Annotated in this window: 21 protein-coding genes; 2 read left to right on the forward strand and 19 right to left on the reverse strand. The window is 60.3% G+C overall.

Going from position 1 to position 21,185, the window contains the following annotated elements; all coding sequences use genetic code 11:
- Nucleotides 1-143: 143 nt before the first annotated feature.
- The 12 genes from AB1495_RS03075 to AB1495_RS03130 form a co-directional block, all read right to left on the reverse strand.
- The gene (locus AB1495_RS03075) at nucleotides 144-923 is read right to left on the reverse strand and encodes an SDR family oxidoreductase (RefSeq protein ID WP_074634750.1); all 780 of its coding nucleotides are present in this window, start codon (nucleotides 921-923) and stop codon (nucleotides 144-146) included.
- A gap of 12 nt (nucleotides 924-935) precedes the next feature.
- Nucleotides 936-1,889 carry a calcium/sodium antiporter gene (locus AB1495_RS03080; RefSeq protein WP_074634751.1) on the reverse strand — a complete coding sequence of 318 codons (954 nt, stop codon included), beginning with the start codon at nucleotides 1,887-1,889 and terminating at the stop codon, nucleotides 936-938.
- A 173-nt stretch (nucleotides 1,890-2,062) separates the two neighbouring features.
- Nucleotides 2,063-2,860, reverse strand: a complete 798-nt coding sequence (locus AB1495_RS03085) for a S49 family peptidase (RefSeq protein ID WP_037944821.1) — start codon at nucleotides 2,858-2,860, stop codon at nucleotides 2,063-2,065.
- A 52-nt stretch (nucleotides 2,861-2,912) separates the two neighbouring features.
- A complete protein-coding gene (locus AB1495_RS03090; RefSeq protein WP_005849702.1) occupies nucleotides 2,913-3,674 on the reverse strand; it encodes an ABC transporter permease in 762 nt (253 codons plus the stop codon).
- Nucleotides 3,671-4,600 carry an ABC transporter ATP-binding protein gene (locus tag AB1495_RS03095; RefSeq protein WP_074634752.1) on the reverse strand — a complete coding sequence of 310 codons (930 nt, stop codon included), beginning with the start codon at nucleotides 4,598-4,600 and terminating at the stop codon, nucleotides 3,671-3,673. The genes AB1495_RS03090 and AB1495_RS03095 overlap by 4 nt, the downstream gene beginning before the upstream one ends.
- A gap of 65 nt (nucleotides 4,601-4,665) precedes the next feature.
- On the reverse strand, nucleotides 4,666-5,190 hold the full coding sequence (locus AB1495_RS03100) for a CoxG family protein (protein ID WP_064215833.1): 525 nt from the start codon (nucleotides 5,188-5,190) through the stop codon (nucleotides 4,666-4,668).
- A gap of 138 nt (nucleotides 5,191-5,328) precedes the next feature.
- Nucleotides 5,329-6,291 (reverse strand): NADPH:quinone oxidoreductase family protein, encoded by a 963-nt coding sequence (locus AB1495_RS03105; protein WP_009825263.1) that lies wholly within the window; start codon nucleotides 6,289-6,291, stop codon nucleotides 5,329-5,331.
- A 119-nt stretch (nucleotides 6,292-6,410) separates the two neighbouring features.
- A complete protein-coding gene (locus AB1495_RS03110; protein ID WP_005849709.1) occupies nucleotides 6,411-6,521 on the reverse strand; it encodes a DUF2474 family protein in 111 nt (36 codons plus the stop codon).
- Nucleotides 6,521-7,528 carry a cytochrome d ubiquinol oxidase subunit II gene (gene cydB, locus AB1495_RS03115; protein ID WP_005849712.1) on the reverse strand — a complete coding sequence of 336 codons (1,008 nt, stop codon included), beginning with the start codon at nucleotides 7,526-7,528 and terminating at the stop codon, nucleotides 6,521-6,523. The genes AB1495_RS03110 and cydB overlap by 1 nt, the downstream gene beginning before the upstream one ends.
- A 10-nt stretch (nucleotides 7,529-7,538) precedes the next feature.
- A complete protein-coding gene (locus tag AB1495_RS03120) occupies nucleotides 7,539-8,954 on the reverse strand; it encodes a cytochrome ubiquinol oxidase subunit I (protein WP_074634753.1) in 1,416 nt (471 codons plus the stop codon).
- Between the two features lie 111 nt (nucleotides 8,955-9,065).
- On the reverse strand, nucleotides 9,066-10,409 hold the full coding sequence (locus tag AB1495_RS03125) for a HAMP domain-containing sensor histidine kinase (RefSeq protein ID WP_074634754.1): 1,344 nt from the start codon (nucleotides 10,407-10,409) through the stop codon (nucleotides 9,066-9,068).
- Nucleotides 10,406-11,077 (reverse strand): response regulator transcription factor, encoded by a 672-nt coding sequence (locus AB1495_RS03130; RefSeq protein ID WP_005849717.1) that lies wholly within the window; start codon nucleotides 11,075-11,077, stop codon nucleotides 10,406-10,408. The genes AB1495_RS03125 and AB1495_RS03130 overlap by 4 nt, the downstream gene beginning before the upstream one ends.
- Before the next feature lie 157 nt (nucleotides 11,078-11,234).
- Here AB1495_RS03130 and AB1495_RS03135 point away from each other — a divergent pair, with 157 nt between their 5' ends.
- Nucleotides 11,235-12,353 carry a Do family serine endopeptidase gene (locus tag AB1495_RS03135; protein ID WP_074634755.1) on the forward strand — a complete coding sequence of 373 codons (1,119 nt, stop codon included), beginning with the start codon at nucleotides 11,235-11,237 and terminating at the stop codon, nucleotides 12,351-12,353.
- Between the two features lie 152 nt (nucleotides 12,354-12,505).
- On the opposite strand, the gene AB1495_RS03140 is transcribed toward AB1495_RS03135, so the two are convergent.
- The 7 genes from AB1495_RS03140 to AB1495_RS03170 form a co-directional block, all read right to left on the reverse strand.
- Entirely contained in the window at nucleotides 12,506-13,651 is a 1,146-nt protein-coding gene (locus AB1495_RS03140; RefSeq protein WP_074634756.1) for an iron-containing alcohol dehydrogenase, read from the reverse strand.
- 5 nt (nucleotides 13,652-13,656) lie between these two features.
- On the reverse strand, nucleotides 13,657-15,033 hold the full coding sequence (locus AB1495_RS03145; RefSeq protein ID WP_074634757.1) for an aldehyde dehydrogenase family protein: 1,377 nt from the start codon (nucleotides 15,031-15,033) through the stop codon (nucleotides 13,657-13,659).
- A gap of 3 nt (nucleotides 15,034-15,036) precedes the next feature.
- The gene (locus AB1495_RS03150) at nucleotides 15,037-16,398 is read right to left on the reverse strand and encodes a glutamine synthetase family protein (RefSeq protein ID WP_005849725.1); all 1,362 of its coding nucleotides are present in this window, start codon (nucleotides 16,396-16,398) and stop codon (nucleotides 15,037-15,039) included.
- A 73-nt stretch (nucleotides 16,399-16,471) separates the two neighbouring features.
- Nucleotides 16,472-17,509 carry a TRAP transporter substrate-binding protein gene (locus AB1495_RS03155; protein WP_005849726.1) on the reverse strand — a complete coding sequence of 346 codons (1,038 nt, stop codon included), beginning with the start codon at nucleotides 17,507-17,509 and terminating at the stop codon, nucleotides 16,472-16,474.
- A gap of 67 nt (nucleotides 17,510-17,576) precedes the next feature.
- A complete protein-coding gene (locus AB1495_RS03160) occupies nucleotides 17,577-18,902 on the reverse strand; it encodes a TRAP transporter large permease subunit (RefSeq protein WP_074634758.1) in 1,326 nt (441 codons plus the stop codon).
- A complete protein-coding gene (locus tag AB1495_RS03165; RefSeq protein ID WP_005849730.1) occupies nucleotides 18,892-19,413 on the reverse strand; it encodes a TRAP transporter small permease subunit in 522 nt (173 codons plus the stop codon). Before AB1495_RS03165 ends, AB1495_RS03160 begins: the two co-directional genes overlap by 11 nt.
- Nucleotides 19,410-20,177: an N-formylglutamate amidohydrolase gene (locus AB1495_RS03170; protein WP_074634759.1), complete on the reverse strand. Its 768-nt coding sequence runs from the start codon at nucleotides 20,175-20,177 to the stop codon at nucleotides 19,410-19,412. The genes AB1495_RS03165 and AB1495_RS03170 overlap by 4 nt, the downstream gene beginning before the upstream one ends.
- Nucleotides 20,178-20,291: 114 nt before the next feature.
- On the opposite strand from AB1495_RS03170, the gene AB1495_RS03175 reads away from it, so the two are divergent.
- Complete coding sequence (locus AB1495_RS03175) at nucleotides 20,292-21,152, forward strand: MurR/RpiR family transcriptional regulator (RefSeq protein WP_005849734.1); 861 nt, start codon at nucleotides 20,292-20,294, stop codon at nucleotides 21,150-21,152.
- Nucleotides 21,153-21,185: the final 33 nt, after the last annotated feature.

The raw sequence follows: 21,185 nt of genomic DNA on the forward strand, positions 1-21,185 counted from the left end.
TTTGCCTAATTTTTAGGCATATATGCAAGTCATTGATTTTAGGCGTTATTTTTATTAACACTTTCCAACCCACTGAAAACACGCCCCTTTTTGTAACGGTTTTGTTACCGATGTGACCGCGGTGCACAACTTGCGTGGAAAGCCTATTCTAGGCCTTGCGCGTCGGGGGTTTTCCAGCCTAGGTGCTGCCCCCCGTCAGTGCAGATCAACTGCCCCGTGACCGACGGCGCATCAAGGAAATAGCCCAATGCAGCGGTAATATCGCGGGGATTCGCCCCCCGTTCGAGAATCACCTTGGACCGCTGCCGCGCAAAGTGTTCGTCGGTCTGCTTGGCCCCCTTCAGGGTCGGCCCCGGACCGATTGCATTGACCCGTATCGCCGGCGCCAGTGCTTGGGAAGATGTCTGGGTCAGCGCCCACAACCCCATTTTGCCGATAGTATATGTCATGAACTCCGGCGTGAGCTTGCGCACACGCTGGTCCAGCATATTGATGATCAGCCCCACGGCGACGGGCTCGTCCTGTGCGTCAGCCTCCGGAGCCAATCCTTGCGCGGCCATGGCCTGCGTCAGAATGAAAGGTGCCCGCAGGTTGCTGCCGATATGGCGGTTCCAGCTTTCCTCTGTCGCGGTAGAGATGTTGTCGTATTCAAAAATCGACGCATTGTTCACAAGGCAGGTGATCGGCCCGCCAAGCGCCACTGCCGCGCGTGGCAGCAGATCATGCGTCGCGGTCTCGTCCAGCAGATCGGCTTGTAGGGCGACAGCCTGCCGCCCCTTTGCCTTCAATTCGGACACAACCTCGTCGGCACCGTCGGACGAGCTGTTGTAATGCACCGCAACGTCATACCCGCTATCCCCGAGATATAGCGCCATCGCACGCCCCAAGCGGGCTCCGGCTCCGGTTACCAACGCGTGTTTCATACCGCACCTCTTTTAGATCAGAACAGCCGCCATATAGCCCGCATAGACGGCACATAGAACGATGCCCCAGATGCGGTTGATGTCACGCCCCAGATACACAAAGGGGATCAGCAGCAGCGACGCCCCCAGCATGACCCACAGATCGAACCGCAGGAATTCCGGATCAACATGGATCGGACCTACAAGGCTCGCGATACCGATAATGCCCAGCAGGTTGAACAGGTTGGACCCAATCACGTTACCCAAGGCGACATCGGCCTGACGACGCAGCGCAGCCATAACAGTTGTGGCGAGTTCGGGCATCGAGGTTCCAATCGCCACCAGCGTCAGCCCGATGACCGTGTCGCTAACCCCGTAGGCGCGCGCGATCATGGACGCATTATCCACCAGCAGCCCCGCCCCGAGGGGCAAACCCACCAACCCGAGCATAAGGAATACCGCGATGCGCCAGCCCGGCATATCGGGATCGGCCCCTTCGGGCTCTTCCAGGTCAGCGGCGGCAGCGTTTTTACATTCGCGGCGATGCTCTTTGCCGTCGCGGTACATGTCGTACAGCACATAGGCCAAGGCCCCCAGCAACACGAAACCCGCCCAGAAATCGAAAACGCCACGATACGCCAGCCCGATGAACAACACCGAAGCGGCAATCATCATGTTGAACGTCTTGCGCGTGCTACACTCTGACGTGTGCATCGTCGCCAGTAAGGCGGGCACCCCGAGGACCAGCAGGATGTTCGCGGTGTTCGACCCCACGACATTGCCCAATGCGATCCCCGGTGAATCGTCCAGCACCGCCTTGATCGACACCAGCAATTCGGGCGCAGACGTCCCGAACGCCACAATCGTCAGGCTGACGATCAAAGCGGGCACGCCGAGGCGCAAGGACAGGTTGACCGCCCCCTTAACCAACGCATCCCCGGCCAGCAACAAAATTACCAGCCCCAAAACACTTAGAACCCAAGGCATAATCATCCGCGTTTACCCCCGCATCCGCAGGGAGATTTCCCAATGCGATAGCGTCCACAATTATTACATTTCTTCTGGCTCAGGCGCTTACCGCCCAGCCAGTGCATCTTTCCAAACCATGCGAGCGTGCCCATGGCGACCAGAAACAATAAGACAATCTTAAAGACCATGCGTCAGAGCCCGAACCGCGCATAGGCCGCGCGCTCTTCAATACTGTCGACCGCGTCGCCGATGATCTGCGCACCAAAGCGGGACAGCAGCCCTTTTTTGGTGCCGTAGCGGTTGAACTTCACCTTGTCGCCAAAGCGTTGCTTGATCATCGGGCGCAGGTGGCCGATGCCGTCGATCAGCCCCAGCTCGGTGGCGCGTTTCGCCAGCCAGACCTCTCCGGTGAACAGGTCAGTATCAGAGGAAAGCTTGCTCCCGCGGCGTGATGTGACGTGATCGATAAAGTTCCCGTGGATATCCTCCAGCAGTTGCTTCAACCGCGCGACATCTTCGGGCTTTTCAGGGCGGAACGGGTCGAGCATGGATTTGGACTGGCCCGCAGTATAAACCCGCCGCTCTACCCCGTGGCGTTGGATAAATTCATCCGCACCAAAAGACGCCGAGATCACACCGATGGACCCCAGAACGGAACTGGGATCGGCATAGATTTCATCCGCAGCCGCGGCCAGCCAATATCCGCCAGAGGCCGCGACATCTTCGACAAAGGCGATGACGGGGATGTTCTTTTCCTCAGCCAGACGCCGGATGCGTGCGCCGATCAACGACGATTGCACCGGGCTACCGCCGGGACTGCTGATTTCCAGAACCACAGCCGCGGGTTTGCCGCGGTTGAATGCTTTGTCGATGGCAGGGCCAATGCCGCTGTCGTTCAGACCACCACGGGTGCGGCCCCCGATCACGCCGGACAGTCGCACCACGGAAACCGTCGGACGGGAGGCCAAAAAGGGAAGGTATTTTCTCATACCTTCCCATGTAGAGTGCACCATACCTGCAAACAAGGAGGGCACCCGATACTTACTGCCTAATCCGCCAGCCGGTACGGAAAATCCAACCGATCACCGCAAGACACAGCGCCGTAAAGCCCGCGATGGCCAAAAGGCTCGTCACAATCGGCACATCCGCCGATCCGAAGAAGGCCCAGCGGAAGCCCGAGATCAGATACACCACCGGGTTAAAGTGAGAGATCACCTGCCACACCGGCGGCAGCATAGAGATCGAATAGAACGATCCCCCAAGGAAAACCAAGGGCGTCACAATCAACAGCGGCACAAGCTGCAACTGTTCAAAGTTGCCCGCCCAGATACCGATGATGAAGCCCATCAGCGAAAAGCTGATGCAGGTCAGCACCAGAAAGGCCACCATCCAGATCGGATGCTGAATGGTGATGTCCACAAAGAAGAACGCCGTGAGCAGGATGATCACCCCGATAAACAGTGCTTTGGTCGCCGCAGCCCCGACATAGCCGCAGACAATTTCGATAAAGTTAACCGGCGCGGATAAAAGTTCGAACACGGTGCCGATGAACTTGGGGAAATAGATGCCAAAGGACGCGTTCGAGATCGATTGCGTGATCACGCTCAGCATGATCAGCCCCGGTACGATAAACGCGCCATAGCTGATGCCTTCGACCTCTTGGATGCGGCTGCCGATCGCCGCGCCGAACACCACGAAATACAGCGATGTCGACAACACCGGAGAGATCAGACTCTGCGTGATGGTGCGAAAGAAGCGCGCCATTTCAAACGTGTAAATGGATTTGACAGCGATCCAGTTCATGCCGCGTCCTCCTTGACCAGATCGACAAAAATATCCTCAAGACTGCTTTGCGACGTCTCAAGATCAGACAGTACAAGCCCCGCGGCCGCCACATCGGACAACAGCTTGGTGATGCCCGTCCGCTCTGCCCGCGTGTCATAGGAATAGATCAACGCGTGCCCGTCGTCGGACAGGGTCAGCGCGTCAGAAGCAAGACTGTCGGGGATCGCGTCAATCGGTTGGGTCAGCTGCACCACCAACTGCTTTTTCCCCATGCGTGACATCAACGTGTCTTTATCCTCGACCAGCAGGAGCTCGCCGTGGGCGATCACACCGATCCGGTCGGCAATCGCCTCGGCTTCCTCGATATAGTGGGTGGTGAGGATGATGGTCACGCCACTGGCCTTCAGGTCCGCGACGATATTCCACATATCGCGGCGCAGCTCTACGTCGACGCCGGCGGTGGGTTCATCCAGGAACAGGACGCGGGGCTCGTGTGCCAATGCCTTGGCGATCAAGACACGACGTTTCATCCCGCCCGACAAGGCGCGGATCTGGCTGTCTTTCTTGTCCCACAGCGATAGCTGCCGCAGGATCTTTTCAACTGCTGCATCATCCTTGGGCTTCCCAAACAACCCGCGCGAGAAACGCACAGTGCTGATGACTTTTTCAAAGGGTTCAAGGTTAATCTCTTGCGGTACCAGCCCGACCATCGACCGCGCACCACGGTAGTCGTTTACCGTGTCGAAACCGCCCACAGTGACGCTACCGCCTGTGCCGGTCGTGATCCCGCAAATGGTTGAAATAAGTGTTGTTTTCCCTGCGCCATTAGGGCCAAGCAGGGCAAGGATTTCGCCCTCTCGGATGTTCAGCGACACGCCTTTCAGCGCCTCGAACCCATCTGCATAGGCCTTGCGCAGGTCGGTGATCTTTACGATGTCAGGCATGGGCGTCTCCGGTATTGTTGGCCGGAAACTAGACTGATTATCCCAAAGTGAACAGGCCCTACCCGTCAGCTTTTGCTGCGTCCGAACCAGCCCTTTTTCTCGGCTGGTGCATCCGCTGCCTCTGCCGCTTCCGCCGGCGCATCCTCGGCTGGGCCCTCAAGCGTTTCTTGCAGGTTGTTAAAGAACTGGTCCGCCATCTTTTTGGCAAACCCGTCGATGATCCGGCTGCCAAGCTGTGCAAGCTTGCCGCCGACCTTGGCCTCGACATCATAGGAAAGCTCGGTCCCGCCATCGACAGCAGCCAGCGTCACGTCCGCCTCGCCCTTGGCAAAGCCCGCAGCACCGCCTTTGCCTTCGCCGCTGATCTTGATCGACTGGTCGGGCACCATATCGGTCATGGTGACCTGCCCCTTGAACGTGGCTTTGACGGGGCCGACCTTCTGCACCACGGTCGCCTCGAACCCTTCTTCCGGCGAACCGGTCACCTCGGTCGCGCCGGGGACGCATTTGATCAGCATGTCAGGGTCCAGCAGCGCGGCATATACCTCTGCCGGGCTGGCTGCGATCTGGCGGGTCTCTGACATTTTCATGGGGGCTCTCCGTTGATGGCTTTGCGACAACCTAGCGCACATCAATTGGCAACGCCAAGGTCAAACGCGCGGGTCCAGCTTTTGCGATAGGGCCGCTAAAGACCTCAACAGTCGCCACATCGCCAATAAAACGCAGACCTAGCTGACCCGTACGATGACCTTGCCCGTCGCCTTGCGCGTGCGCAGCAGATCCAGCGCTTCGTTCGCTTGATCCAGCGGCAGTACGTGGCTCACATGGGGTTTCAGCTTGCCCGCGCTATACCAGTCGATCAGCACCTTGAAGCTGTCTGTCAGCACCTGCGGTTTGAAGTTCTTGTACCCGCCCCAGAAAAAACCCAGCACGTCGATGTTCTTGACCAGCAGGATATTGGCAGGGATCTGCGGCACCTCGCCCGAGGCAAACCCAAGCGGCAGGATACGGGCCTCGGGGTTGCAGGCCCGCAGCGCCGCCTTGAACTGGTCGCCGCCGATCGGGTCATAGACGACATCTGCCCCGCCCAAGGATTTCACCACCTCGCGGATGTCATCGGTTTCTGAATCGATCAGATGGTCGGCCCCGGCAGCGCGGCAAATCTCGAGCTTGGCCGCACCACGGGCGCAAGCGATGACCTCTGCCCCCATGAGCTTGCCCAGCTCCACCGCCGTCAGCCCGACCCCGCCTGATGCCCCCAGCACCAGCAGACGTTCCCCCGGTTGCAGCCGCGCCTTGTAGTCCAGCGCCACATGACTGGTGCCATAGGCCACAAGAAAGGCTGCGGCATCCTCGGCCGGCATATCGTCGGGGATCGGCACGCAGACATTGGCGGGAATGGCGGCATATTCGGCCAGCCCCAGCAGGCCGCTATAGGCTGCGATCCGTTGACCAACGGCCAGATCGGTCACGCCCTCCCCCACGGCGGCGACGCTGCCCGAAAGCTCCATCCCCAGCGTGAAGGGCAGATCCGGCTTTTGCTGATAGGTGCCCTTGATCATCAGCAGGTCACCAAAGTTCAACCCGCAGGCATCGACCTTGATCAACACTTCGCCAGCGGCGGGGACGGGCATTTCCAGCTCTTGTTCGGACAGGGGCTGGTCATAGGCGGTGACTTGCATGGCGCGCATCGGGGGATCCTTTTGCTATTTCACGCAAAAGGGCCAGAGCATTGGCGGCTTTGCAACCCCCTTGCCCCGACCCTTGTGAAATTACCCAACGGCAGATGCCTAGCCCCGCCATAGCCCCCTTAGGGCATGATCATCAATCGGATCCCATAGGCCACCAGCCCAAGCGCTGCGACGCTCAGCACCCAGATCAGGACAAACCACCCGGTGCGTGTCATCCAGTTGCGTCGCATCAGTGGTAGCCCTCTTCGGGGTCGATCTTCCCGCGGAACACCCAGTAGGTATAGATCGTGTAAGACAGGATCATCGGCAGCAGGACCAAGGTGCCGACCAAGGCGAACTTGAGGCTACTGTCTGGTGCCGCGGCCTCGACGATGGTCAGCGAGGAAGGCACGATATAGGGGTAGAAACTGATCCCGATCCCGATAAAACCCAGCACGAACAGCGCCAGCGCGCAGAGGAACGGCGTCACATCCCAGTGGCGTTGCAGCCCGTGGAACAGCCCATAGACGGCCGCGGCCACCAAGGCAGGCACCAGAAAGCTGAAGATCGCGGTCGGAAAGGCGAACCAGCGGCCAAAGAAAGCGTCGTTCAGGAAGGGTGTCCAAAGGCTGACGAGCCCCATGAACACCAGTGTCGCAATGGCAAAGGGCCAGGCCAGCCGCCGCATATGCGCCTGAATACGGCCCTCGAGCTTCATGTTCAGCCAAGTCGCGCCCAGCATCGCATAGCCGACGGTCACCGCGAAACCGGTCAGGACAGAGAAGGGCGTCAGCCAGTCCCACCAGCCGCCGGCATAGGCGCGATTCTCGATCTCGATCCCCTGCACCAGCGCGCCAAGCGCGATCCCCTGACACATGGAGGCCACCAGCGAGCCCCCGAAGAACGAGATATCCCACAGATGTTTGCCCCGCACCGTGCGCCAGCGGTATTCAAAAGCGACGCCACGAAAGACCAACCCCAGCAGCATCAGAATGATCGGCATATAAAGCGCGGGCATCACAGTGGCATAGGCCAGCGGGAAAACGGCGAATAAACCGCCGCCACCCAGAACCAGCCAAGTTTCATTGCCGTCCCAGATCGGCGCGACAGAGTTCATCATCACATCGCGTTCGCCCTCGTCCTTGGACAACGGGAACAACAGCCCGACCCCAAGGTCGAACCCGTCGAGGATGACATAGATCAGCACCGCAAGCGCGATGATGCCGGCCCAGATAAACGAAAGCTCTAATCCAAACATCTGCTGTCTCCTACTCTGACGCTGCTATGTCTTGGGTCTTGTCCTGCGCCACCGGAGTCGTCCCCGCCGCCCGCACCGGCCCGTCGGTAATCTCTCCTTGCGCGCCCACATGGGGGCGTTTGCGCATCAGCCCGAGGATATAGAACACCCCCGCCCCGAAGACGAAGAAATAGACCACGATGAAAGAGATCAACGATGCGCCAACCGCAGGCGCGCTGACCGGCGCAAGGCTGTCACTGGTGCGCAGCAGCCCGTAGACGGTAAAGGGCTGACGCCCGACCTCGGTCGTGATCCAACCGGCCAACACGGCTACAAAGCCCATCGGCCCCATGACGATCGCCGCCCGATGCAACCAGCGCGAGCTGTGCAGCGTCCCGCGCCAGCGCGCGATCCCACCCCAAAGGCCAAAACCCAGCATGGCAAATCCAAGCCCCACCATCACCCGGAACGAGAAAAAGACGATGGCAACCGGCGGCTCGTCCTCGTCAGGGATCGTGTCCAGCCCGGCCAGCGGCGCGTTCAGGTCATGCTTGAGGATCAGCGACGACAGTTTCGGCACCTCGATGGCGTAATCGACCCGTTTTTCTGCCTGATTGGGGATGCCGAACAGGATCAGCGGCGCGCCGTCGGGGTGGCTGTCGAAATGCCCTTCCATCGCCATGACCTTGGCGGGCTGATGCTCTAGCGTGTTGATGCCGTGGAAATCCCCTGCCGCGATCTGCAAGGGGGTGACAAGTAGCAGCATCCACATCGCCATAGAGAACATGCGCCGCGATGCAGGCCCCTGATTGTCCTTCAGCAAATGCCACGCACCCACGGCGCCCACAACCAGCGCCGTCGTCAGATAAGCCGCCAGCACCATATGCAGCAAGCGGTAGGGGAAGGACGGGTTGAAGACGATCTTCCACCAATCCAGCGGAATGAACTGCCCCACGTCGTTAATGCCATAGCCCGCAGGGGTCTGCATCCAGCTGTTCACCGACAGGATCCAAGTGGCCGAAAGCAACGTGCCAAAGGCAACCATCGCCGTTGCGAACATATGCAGCCCCGGCCCGACCCGTTTCAGACCAAACAGCATGATGCCCAGAAAGCCGGCCTCAAGGAAGAAGGCCGACAGCACCTCATAGGCCATCAGCGGCCCGACCACCGGCCCCGCCTTGTCAGAGAAGACCGACCAGTTGGTGCCGAATTGATAGGACATCACAATGCCCGACACGACGCCCATGCCAAAGGCCACGGCAAAGATCTTTTTCCAGTAGTCGAAAAGCACCCGATAGGTTTCGTCCTTGGTCCAAAGCCAAAGCGCATTCACCACCGCCAGAAAGCTGGCCAACCCGATCGAGAACGCCGGAAAGATAATGTGAAACGAAACGGTAAAGGCGAATTGGACCCGTGCCAGAACCTCGGCGGAAAACCCATCAAGCATGTCGTACCTCGTAGTGAATGGCCAAAAACAACGGGTTTCGGCCCTTACACCCTAGATAGCGCTGCACCCCTCATAAGTCACATGCTCAAATCGCCGCAGAAGACGGGCGTGCTATAGGGTGATGCGCACAAGTAGCCCCGGCGCATTGTCCAGCAGCGCGATCTGCCCGCCGTGCAGTTTTACCACCCCCTCCACAAGGCTGAGCCCCAGACCGTTGCCCGGCGTGTGGCGGCTGGCATCCAATCGGTACAAGCGGCGCAGCACTTTGTCGCGCGCGTCTTCGGGGATGCCGGGGCCATTGTCGGCCACCTCGATCACAGGCCGTCCCTGCGCACGGGAAAGCGTCAGGGTGATCTCGCTGCCCTCGGGTGTGTGGCGCATGGCGTTTTCCAGCAGGTTCGACATCATCTGCCCCAACAGGTTCTTGTCGCCCGAGACGGTGATTTGCGCGTCGGGCACGGCACTGTGCAACCGCTGCTGCTTGGCCGCGGCGGCGGGCTCGTACACTTCGGTGAGGGTCTCGCAAAGCTGGTTCAGATCGACAGAGGCGAAATGCGTCTTGGGCGACCCTGCCTCGACCGAAGCGATCTGTAGCAGCGATTGAAAGACCGAAGCGATGCCCGCGACCTCCTCCTGCGCCTTCGCCAGCAAGATGCCTTCGTCCGTGTCTTCGGGCAGGCTGCGCGCCAGATCGTCCAGATGCACCGCGACGCGCTGGATCGGCGTCTTGAGGTCATGCGCAATGTCCGACGATACCTGCCGCAGCATCTGGGTCTGCGCCTCTTGTGCGCCTGCCATCTGGTTCACTTTGCTGCCGATACGTTGCAGATCATCCGCCCACCCCGGCGACACGGTCACCCGCGCAGCAAGATCGCCGGTCGTCAGGTCATCCAGCGTGCGCCCGATGACATCCACATGCCGCTTGCTGCGCCGCGCCAGATAAAGCCCGCCCGACAAGGCCACCAGCACCGTGGGCAGCAGGCTGATCAGCAGGATATTGAGAAACACCGTGCGCAGCCCTTCGATCTGTGCACGGCTACGGGCGACGGTCAGCTGCCCGCCATACAGCGGCGTTGTCAGCGACAGGTAGACCCCGTCATATTCGGCCCGTCCCTCGGCCAGCGACACGATATGATAGCCTTCGTCATCCCGCGCAATGGCCCCGTTGCCATAGATGCGCCCCGACGGGGTGATATAGCTGAGCACAACGCGGCTGGGATCGGCGTCGCGCGATTCAGCGTCCACCAGCAGGGCCACGGCGCGGGCATTGGGGGCCGCGCGAAAGCCCGCGATATCCTGCTCAAGATCCGCACGGATCGCGGTTTCAAATGAATTCTGCGTCACCGCATAGCTGGCCGCCAACCCCATCAGACTGACGGTTGAGAACAGCAAGACCAACAGCAGCGCCAACCGCACCGGCATGGACCGCCATAGCTGCGCCAGCCGCGCGGTCATCCGTCGATCCGGTAGCCGGCACCGCGCACGGTCTGGATCAGCTCGCGGTCAAAGGGTTTGTCTACCTTGGCCCGCAAACGGCTGATGTGGGTTTCGACAACGTTGGTCATCGGGTCAAAGCTGATGTCCCAGACTGCTTCCAGCAACATGGTCCGGGTCTGCACCCTGCCCTTGCGACGCAGCAGATGTTCAAGCAGCGCGAATTCACGAGGCAGCAGGTCGATCTCCTGTCCGGCGCGGGTCACCTTGCGGGTGATCAGTTGCATTTCAAGATCGCCTGCACGCAGCACGGTTTCCTGCTCCATCGCTTGGGGGCGCCGTGCGAGGGCGGTGACACGCGCCGAAAGCTCGCCAAAGGCAAAGGGCTTGACAAGATAGTCGTCGCCGCCTGCGTTCAATCCGCTGATACGGTCATCGACGCTGCCCATGGCGGTCAGAAACAGCACCGGCGTCAGGTTACCCGCGCCACGCAAGGTCTTGACCAGGGTCAGCCCGTCGATCTCTGGCAGCATCCGGTCGACGATCAGCACGTCGTAAGCACCCGAGGTCGCCTGTATCAGACCCTCGCGCCCTTCGGCGACAAGATCAACGGTATGCCCTTCTTCGCGCAACCCCCGCGCGATATAGGTTCCGGTGGTGGCATCATCTTCGACGACAAGCAGTTTCATATACAATGGTCCATTGAGGCTTTGATCCTTCGATACCTGATATAGGGCGTGCTGCCACCTGCGAGAGACAAGTTTACACATTTGTATAGCCCGCAAAAACCCGCTGTTAGAATGGGCTGCCATTTGGGTGTCATCCCTGAAGACGAAGGAACCACGCATGACATCTCTTTTCTCCTCCCCCCGCCGCGCCGCACCTTTTGTGCTCGCAGCGGCCCTCGCCTCTACCTCGGCCATGACGCTTGCCCCGACGGCGGCTCTGGCGGTCCCCGCTGGCGGCTATGCCGATCTGGTAGAACAAATCTCACCCGCTGTTGTATTCATCGAGGTGACCGGCACGGCAAAGCAGGCCAGCGCGCAGGTGCAACTCCCCGAAGGCATGCCAGAGGAACTGCGCAAACGTTTTGAACAACTGATGCCACAAGGACCGGCTGGCGCACAGCCGATGCGCGGGCTTGGGTCGGGCTTCATCGTGTCCAAGGACGGATCGATCGTGACGAACAACCACGTTGTCGCCGGTGCTGACACGGTCAAGGTCAAGCTGGCCGATGGCCGCAGCTTTGACGCCAAGGTGGTCGGCAGCGATGTGCTGACAGATATTGCCGTGCTCAAGGTTGAAGCGGATGTGGACCTTCCAGCGGTGAAATTCGGGTCTTCCGATGACATGCGCGTCGGCGACGAGGTGGTCGCCATGGGCAACCCCTTTGGTCTGGGTGGCACGGTCACCACCGGCATCATCTCGGCCAAGTCGCGCAATATCAACGCGGGCCCCTATGATGACTTCATCCAGACCGATGCGGCGATCAACCGTGGCAACTCCGGCGGGCCGCTGTTCAATAACGCGGGCGAAGTGATTGGCGTGAACACCGCGATCCTGTCGCCTGATGGCGGCTCTGTCGGGATCGGCTTTTCCGTACCATCCGATCTGGTGCAGGACATCGTAGCCGACCTGTCCGACGACGGGGAAATCACCCGCGGCTGGCTTGGCGTACAAATCCGCCCGATGACGGCAGAGGTCGCGCAAGTGCTGGGGCTGGACGCGCCGAAAGGGGCGGTGATCGAAGCCATCGGCGATGACAGCCCCGCCAAGAAAGCGGGTCTTGAGAAAGGCGATATCATCCTGTCGTTCAACGACACAGAGATCAAGGAACTGCGCGATCTGACCCGCGCTGTGGCCGAAACCGACCCGGAAGCGAAAGCCGAGGTCATGGTCCTGCACAAGGGCAAAGAGGTCACGCGGACGGTCACCATCGGCACATTGGCCGATCAAAAAGCGTAAGCGTCTTCCAGCGGGCTTACCTCGTTCCCTGCTGGATTTGCCCGACCGCGTTCCCCAACGCGGCGGGCCCCACCGCCCGTCCCCCCGGTGCGGCAGACCACCTCCGACGCAGACCGTCGGGGGTGGTTTTCGTTTGGGTCCTCTGCAGAGGCTTAGATTGTCGCCTCGAACAGCTTGCGCAGGTTTTCCGTGGTCAATGTCACAGGGTTGCCACCGCAAGACGGGTCTTCAAGCGCCATCGCGACCAGATCGTCGATCCGGTCAGCGCTCACGCCCATTTCCGACAGTTTGCGCGGGATACCGAAGCTATCGTTGAACTCCTGCACGAAGGCGCGGAAGCCGTCATAGCCGCCGTCGATCCCCAGATACCCTGCCGCGCGGTCAAAGCGTTCGCGGATTTCAGGCTCGTTCAGGTCCAGCACCGCGGGCATGCAGACCGCATTGGTGGTCCCGTGGTGCGTGTTGAACACCGCGCCGATCGGGTGGCTCATGGCGTGGATCGCGCCCAGACCCTTCTGGAACGCCGTCGCCCCCATCGCCGCCGCCGACATCAGCTGCGCGCGCGCTTCAATGTCGTTGCCGTCTGCATAGGCCCGCGGCAGATAGTCGATGACCAGCCGCATGCCCTCCAGCGCGATACCCTGCGACATGGGGTGGTAATGCGGGCTGCTAAACGCCTCGACGCAATGGGCAAAGGCATCAAGGCCGGTGCCTGCCGTGATATGTTTGGGCATCCCCACCGTCAGCTCGGGATCGCAGATCACGATGCTGGGCAGCACTTTGGGGTGGAAAATGATCTTTTTCACATGGGTTTCAGAGTTGGTCAGAACCGACGCGCGCCCCACTTCGGACCCGGTGCCTGCCGTGGTGGGCACGGCGATGATCGGCGCGATGGCGTCGGAATCGGCGCGGGTCCACCAATCGCCCACATCCTCGTAATCCCACACAGGCCGCGACTGTCCCGCCATGAAGGCGACCATCTTGCCCAGATCAAGGCCGGAACCACCGCCAAAGGCGATCACACCGTCATGCCCGCCCTCGCGGTAGACCTTCAGCCCCGCCTCGAGGTTCAGCTCGGTCGGGTTTGCGTCCACTTCCGAGAACATCGCACGGCCAAAGCCTGCGCCGTCCAGCAGGTCCAGCGTGCGCGTCGTGATCTCCATCGAGGCAAGGCCCTTGTCCGTCACCAGCAAGGGGTTTTTCATCCCCGTGGCCACGCAGGCCTCTCCGATTTCAGAAATACGGCCCGCGCCAAAGCGGATGGCGGTGGGGTAGGACCAGTTGTTTTGCAGTGCCATAAGGATCAAGCCTTTTTCAGGTGGTAAGATTTGGGGCGCGTCAGCGCCTGATAGCCAAGCTCGGACAGGCCCGCGCCCTGCCCTGTGTCCTTGCAACCGGTCCAGCAAAGGGCTGGATCAAGGTAATCGCAGCGGTTCATGAACACGGTGCCGGTTTCCAGCTGCGCGCCGATGGCATCGGCAGCATCGGCATCCTTGGTAAAGATCGCGGCGGTCAGCCCGAACTGGCAGTCGTTCATCAGCGCAATCGCTTCGGCGTCGTCCTTGACGGGCATGATGCCCACGACAGGCCCAAAGCTCTCGTCGCGCATTACCCGCATGTCGTGGGTGACGTTGGTCAGAATCTGCGGCGTGAGATACGCGCCGCCGTCATCCGCCTCAAAGGTATCGATCAGCGCAGTCGCGCCGGCGGCGACGGCCTCGGATATCTGGGCGCGGACCTCGGCGGCGAAACGGACGTTCGCCATGGGGCCGATATCGGTATCCGCCTCAAGCGGATTGCCTAGCTTGAGCGCATTGACCCAAGCCACAGCCTTTTCGACAAAGGCATCATACAGGCTTTCGTGCACATAAATCCGTTCGATCCCGCAGCAGCACTGCCCCGCGTTGAACATCGCCCCATCCATCAGCCCGTCAACGGCGGCGTCAACATCCGCGTCGGCGCGCACATAGCCGGGGTCTTTACCCCCCAGTTCGGTCGCGACGGGGGTGAAGGTGCCTGCGGCTGCAATCTCCATCGCCTTGCCGCCCCCGACCGAGCCGGTGAAGTTCACGAAACCGAACTGCCGTTCGGCGATCAGCGCCGAGGTGGTGTCGTGATCAAGAAAGACGTTCTGGAACACATCATCGGGGATGCCGGCGGCGTGGAAAGCTTCGGCCAGACGTTCACCCACTTGCAGGGTTTGGGTGGCGTGTTTCAGCACCACGGTATTCCCCGCGATCAGCGCTGGCGCGACCGTGTTGATCGCCGTCATATAGGGATAGTTCCACGGGGCCACGACCAGCACAACGCCGCGCGCCTCGCGGGTGATCTTGCGGGTGGCCTTGTCGCTGTCTTCGACAATCGTCGGGGCCAGCGCCTTTTCGGCGATGTCGGCCATATAGTTGCCGCGCTCGGCAAAGCCGCCGAACTCGCCGCCATAGCGCACGGGACGGCCCATCTGATGCGCCAGTTCCTGCGCCATACGATCGGTGGTTTTGCCCACCTCGGCAATGGCATCGCGCACCAGTTGGACACGTTCGGCCAAGGGGCGCGCGGCCCATGCGCTTTGTGCTGCCTTGGCGCGGGCGCAGACATCGCGTGCCGCCTCCAGCGACAGGACAGGGCGTTCAAAGTAAACCGATCCGTCAATCGGGGAGATACATTTCAAAGTGTTTGTCATGGTTTATGCTCGCTCAAATCCGCGGTTGATTTCCCAGTCGGTCACGACCTTGTCGTATTCCTCCTGCTCCCATTCGGCTGCGCGGGTGTAGTGGTCAACCACGTCGTCGCCAAGGGCCTCGCGCAGCATGGCAGAGTTGCGCAGCGTTTGGGTCGCGGCACGCAGGGTGCGGGGGATTTCGGTGACGTTGGCGTCTTCGTAGACATCGCCCATCGTCGGCTCTTGCAGGGGCAGCTTTTCTTCGATCCCCTTCAGCCCTGCCGCAAGCAGCACAGCCTGCGCCAGATAGGGGTTCAGGTCAGACCCGCCGATGCGACATTCAACCCGAATACCCTTGGTGCCATCGCCACACAGCCGGAAGCCGGCGGTGCGGTTATCGACAGACCAGACGGTTTTCGTAGGCGCAAAGGTGCCTTTGGCAAAGCGTTTGTAGCTGTTGATATAGGGAGCGAAGAAATAGGTGATATCAGGGGCATAGGCGATGAGACCAGCCATGAAATGCTGCATCATCTGCGACATGCCCAGCTTGGCGTCCTTGTCATAGAACGCGGGCGTGCCGTCTTTCCACAGCGACATATGCACGTGGCTGGACGACCCCACCTTATCCGCCGACCACTTGGGCAGGAAGGACGCAGAGAACCCCTGCTGATAGGCGATCTCTTTCACCGCTTGTTTCGAAATCGTGTGGTGATCGGCACAGGCCAGCGCGTCGGCGTAGCGGATGTTCAGCTCTTGCTGCCCAACCTCGGCCTCGCCCTTGGTGCATTCGACCGGAATCCCCGCCCCTACCAGATGGTTGCGCAGCGGCTGCAGGAAGCTTTCCTCTTTCGTGGTCTGGAACAGGCAGTAGTCTTCGTTATGGCCGTTCAGGGGCACGAGGTTGGCGTATTTCTCTTTCTGCAAGGTGCGGTAGTCGCCCTCGAACAGAAAGAACTCAAGCTCGGTTGCCATCATCGCGTCAAAACCAAGCGCATCCAGTCGGGCGATCTGCTTTTTCAGCATGGCGCGCGGCGAATGGGAAACAGGTTCGTGGGTGTGGTGATCCAGCACGTCGCCAAGCACCAGCACGGTTTTATCCAGCCACGGCACATGGCGCATTGTCGACAGATCAGGCCGCAGCACATAGTCGCCATAGCCGGTTTCCCAGCTGGTCGAGGCAAAGCCCTCGGGCGTGGACATCACCAGATCGGTTGCCAGCAGATAGTTGCAGCAATGGGTTTCCGCGTGGGAATGGTCGATGAAATTCGTGACGTGAAAACGCTTGCCCATCAGGCGGCCCTGCATGTCCACCAGTGCCACCAGCACCGTGTCCACCTCGCCTTTGGCGGCCAGGTCCTTGAGCGTGTCGAAAGTAAGGTTGCCCATCTGCAAACGTCCCTTTTGATGTGAGGGGGCGGCACAGATGCGCCGCCCCGATGGTCATGATGCCAAAGCTGGATCAGCCGAAAGTATAGGGCGGGCCCGCTTTCGAGATGACGTTGTTATAGTCGCGGAAAATCTGCACGATCTTGGCGGCGGTTTCGCCTTCTTCCGCCATCTCGTCCCAGAATTTCACCGCCGCTTCCTCGACCACTTTCCATTCGTCCTGCGGTACGGATGTCAGCTCCAGCTTCTCACCGGATGCACGCAGACGCGCCTCGCCGCCCCAGTACCATTGGTTGCGGTAGGTGTGGCTCGCCTCGATCGCGGAGTTCACGATCTGCTTGAGGTGATCCGGCAGCTCTGCCCATTTCTCGGCGTTGACAAAGAACGACCCGATCCATGCGCCCGAGATGTTGTTGGTGCAGAAGTAGTTGGTCACATCGGCCCAGCCGACGGTGTAGTCTTCGGTGATGCCCGACCACGCCATACCGTCCAGCTCGCCCGTCTGCACCGCGACTTCAGCGTCCTCGTAAGGGATGTTGACCGGCACGACGCCGAATTGCGACAGGAAGCGACCCGCCGTCGGGAAGGTATAAAGCTTGAGCCCGTCCATATCGGCCAGCGATTTGATCGGTTTGACGGTGTTGAAGTTACACGGGTCTTGCCCCGCCGCAGACAGCCAATGCACGCCAACCTTGGCGTATTCCTCGCGCCAGATGTCGGCCAGACCGTATTGGTTGAACAGCACCGGCACGTCGAGCGCGTGTTTCGTCGCCAGCGGGAAATACCCGCCGAAGGACCGCACAGGCGTGGGCGACGCCATGGAGTCATCATCCGAGTGCACGCCGTCGATGGTGCCGCGCTGCAGCGCTTGGAAAAGCTCGCCCGTGGGGACGATCTGGTCGGCATAGAAAAGCTCGATTTCCAGCTCACCTTGGGCAGCGGCGTTGATCGCGTCGATGGCCGGTTTCGTCACCTCTTCGCCCAGTGCGGACCCCGCATAGGTCTGGAAACGCCAGCGGATCGGCTCTTGGGCGTGCAGGATCGATGGTGCGGCAAGGGTTGCCGGACCGGCAACGGCGGCACCTTTCAGGAACTTACGTCTTGTTGTCATGTCTCATACTCCTTGTTGGGGTTGGGATGAAAAGGGCCAGTTGCTCTGACCGCTTGGTTGTTAATGCTTATTTTCCATAGACATAGTCCGGCAGCCAAAGCGCGATCTGCGGGAAGACCATGACCACCGCGAGCGCCAGCACCATGACCCCGACAAAGGGGATGATCGACCGGTAGATATCGCGGATCGTGATCTCTGGCGGGGCCATGGCGCGCATCAGGAACAGGTTATAACCAAAGGGCGGCGTCATATAGGCGATCTGGCAGGTGATCGTATAAAGCACACCATACCACACCAGATCGAACCCGAGCGCGCCCACCAGCGGCACGTAAAGCGGAGCCACGATGACTAGCATCGCCGTGTCGTCCAGAAACGTCCCCATGACCAGAAACGACAGCTGCATCAGGATCAGGATCACCCAAGGGTTCAGGCCCCATTGTTCGGTAAACAGGTTTTCAATCGCCTTGACCGCCCCAAGCCCGTCGAACACCGCACCAAACGCCAGCGCGGCGAGGATGATCCACATGAACATGCAGGTGATCGCAAGGGTCTGGCGCACCGAAGTCTCAAACACCGCCCGCGTCATCCGCCCCTTGAGCACAGCAGCCAGAAAGGCCGCAATCGCACCAATGGCAGAGCTTTCGACAAGCGAGGTCCAGCCGTTCACAAAGGGCACCATCATCACGGCAAAGATCACCACAGGCAGCAGGCCCGCCCGCAGCAGACGTAGCTTTTCGGGCCAGCCCACATCGCGTTCCTCGGCAGATAGCGCCGGCCCCAGCTCAGGGTTCATCCGGCAGCGGATGGCGATATAGATGATGAACATCGTGGCCATCATCAGCCCCGGGATCGCGCCCGCCAGCCACAGCTGCCCCACAGGTTGCCGCGCAATCATCGCATAGAGCACCAGCACGACCGACGGCGGCACTAGGATGCCAAGGCTGGACCCCGCCTGAATGACCCCTGTCACCATCAGCTTGTCATAGTTGCGTTTCAACAGCTCGGGCAGCGCAATCGTGGCCCCAATCGCCATGCCCGCCACCGACAGGCCGTTCATAGCAGAGATCAGCACCATCAGCCCGATCGTCCCGATGGCCAGCCCGCCGCGCAAACCGCCCATCCACACGTGAAACATTTTATATAGATCGTCGGCAATTTTACTTTCCGACAGCACGTACCCCATGAAGATGAACATCGGCAGGGTCAGCAGCGGGTACCAACGCATCAGCTTGATCGCGGCAGAGAACCCGATATCATAGCCGCCGCGATCCCCCCAAAGAAACAGCGCCGCAATCACCGCGACAAAACCGATGGCCCCGAACACCCGCTGACCGGTCAGCAGCATCAGCATCATGGTCGAAAACATCAGGATGGCGATCAACTCATAGGGCATCGCGGGTCTCCTCTGCCGATTTAAGGAAAAGGATGTCCTTGAACAGTTCAGAGACAGCTTGAAGCAGCATCAGGGTGATGCCGATGCACATGGTCACTTTGACCGGCCACATATAGGGGCGCCACGCGGTCGGGCTGCGCTCTCCGCCGTATTTGAACGAATACATCGTGGATTCGATACCGCCCCACAGCAGGATCACCAGATAGATCAGCAGGAAAAAGACGGTGATGCAATCGGTCCACGCCTTTTTGCGCGGGGTCAGCTCGGCATAAAATAGATCCATCCGCACGTTCGCGCCCATCTGCAATGCATAAGGCCCGCCAAGGATGTAGTAGCCCACCATCACGAACTGCGCCATTTCCAGCGTCCAGATCTGCGGCGAGGCGAATGTCTTGTTATAGGACGACCACAGCAGGATCCCCATGAGCACGAAAATCCCGTACATCATGATCCGGCCAAGGCCATAGTTAAAGCCGTCGACCACCCGGATATATCTGCGCATCGCGTTCATTCTGCGGCCTCGCTGTCGGGGATGGGAAAGGCTTGGGTCAGGCTTTCGGCCAGATGCCGCGCCATGTCCTGCGCTTTTTCGGGTGTATCGATCAGATCATTGCGAATCTCGATCATCACGGCGGGCAGCGCCTGCGCCTCGCCATGTTTTTCAAGCGTATAGGTCACGCCGTCCGTCGCGGCATAGGGTTCGTTCAGCGCCGACGCATAGCGCCCCCGCGCCTGTTCAACCGCCAGCAATGCTTGCGCGGCGGCGGGCTGCGCGTGATAGAGAAAGCCCAGTTCAACCGCGCGGGTCGCCCCGTTATAGACAGGCGTAAAGCTGTGGATCGTGACCAGCACCGGTGCGGCTTGGGTGGGCTGCCAGCTTTCGCGAACACGGGCGACCGCATCGTGAAATGGCGTATGCACCTGATCAAAACGCTGCTGCCGTCCGGCATCGTCCAAAGCGGCATTTCCGGGAATGTCATAGATCTCGCTGCGCGCCGGAATACAGTCCGGGGCCGCAAGCGGGCGGTTGCAATCATAGACCAGACGGGAGATGTCACCGGCCACCAAAGGCGCGTCCAGAGCATCTGACAGCGCGTGCGCCACATCCAGCGCGCCGATGTCCCACGCGGCGTGCGAACAGCTTGCCGCAGGGGACATCCCCAACCCGTCCAGCGCATCGGGTATCCGGCGCGAGGCGTGTTCACACACCAGCAGCCAGCCCCCCTGCCCCTGCGGGTTCACGATGTTTACGGCATTCCAGTCGGTATTGGTCACGGTGCCCCTATCGTCTTGTTGCCTCACAATCACTACAGAATTTTCTAGCCTGTCAAGATTTTTTCTGTAATCTTTGCTTCACACTGATCCGCGCTGTACCGAAAGGAACATGAGTTGCACAAAAAAGCACTGGTCCGCGATCTGCTGAAAGAAAAGCAGACCGAGCTAACGGCGGCAGAGCGTAAACTGTCGGCTGTTCTGCTGGACGACCAGTTGCTCACGGGGCTGCAATCCATCACACGGCTGGCCGAGCTGGCCGAGGTGTCATCGCCCACCATCATCCGGCTGGCGCGCAAGCTGGGGTTCGACGGTTTCTCGGATATGCAGGACGCCATCCGCGACGAAATCGGCGCACGGATGAAAAAGCCGCTGGCCAAGCTCGACACCCCCGGTGACAGCAGCGATCACATGGTATCGCGCTTTATTCAGGCGGTATCGGGCAATGTGAACCGCACGCTTGAACGGCTTGATCTGGCTGAATTCGACGAGGTTGCGGCGCTGCTGTCCGATCCGTCGCACAGGCTCTATCTGCTGGGTGGGCGGATCACACGGTCTAACGCGCATTACTTTTTCAACCACCTGCAGATCATCCGGCCGCAGGTCACCCTGCTCGATTCCTCCCCCAGTGCATGGCCGCAATCCTTGCTGGATATGGACGCGGGTTCGGTGCTGATCGTCTTTGACATCCGCCGCTATGAAAAAGAGCTGGAAAAGCTCGCCGATCTTGCGGTCAAGCAAGGCGCGACCATCGTGCTGTTCACCGATGCCTGGGGGTCGCCTATAGAAAAACACGCCCGCCACTGTTTCCGCGCCATGGTCGAGGTGCCGTCGAGCTGGGACTCAACGCTGGCGATTAACTTTCTGATCGAAGCGCTGGTCGCCGACGTGCAATCGCGCAGCTCCGACCAAAGTGCCGAAAGGATCGCGGCGCTGGAACAGATGATCGGCGAGTCGCGCATTTTTCGCAGCAACTAAGCACCAACCGCCCCCCGCACGCCGCCACTGCGA

Source organism: Sulfitobacter pontiacus, assembly GCF_040790665.1.
Taxonomy (GTDB): Bacteria; Pseudomonadota; Alphaproteobacteria; order Rhodobacterales; family Rhodobacteraceae; genus Sulfitobacter; species Sulfitobacter pontiacus.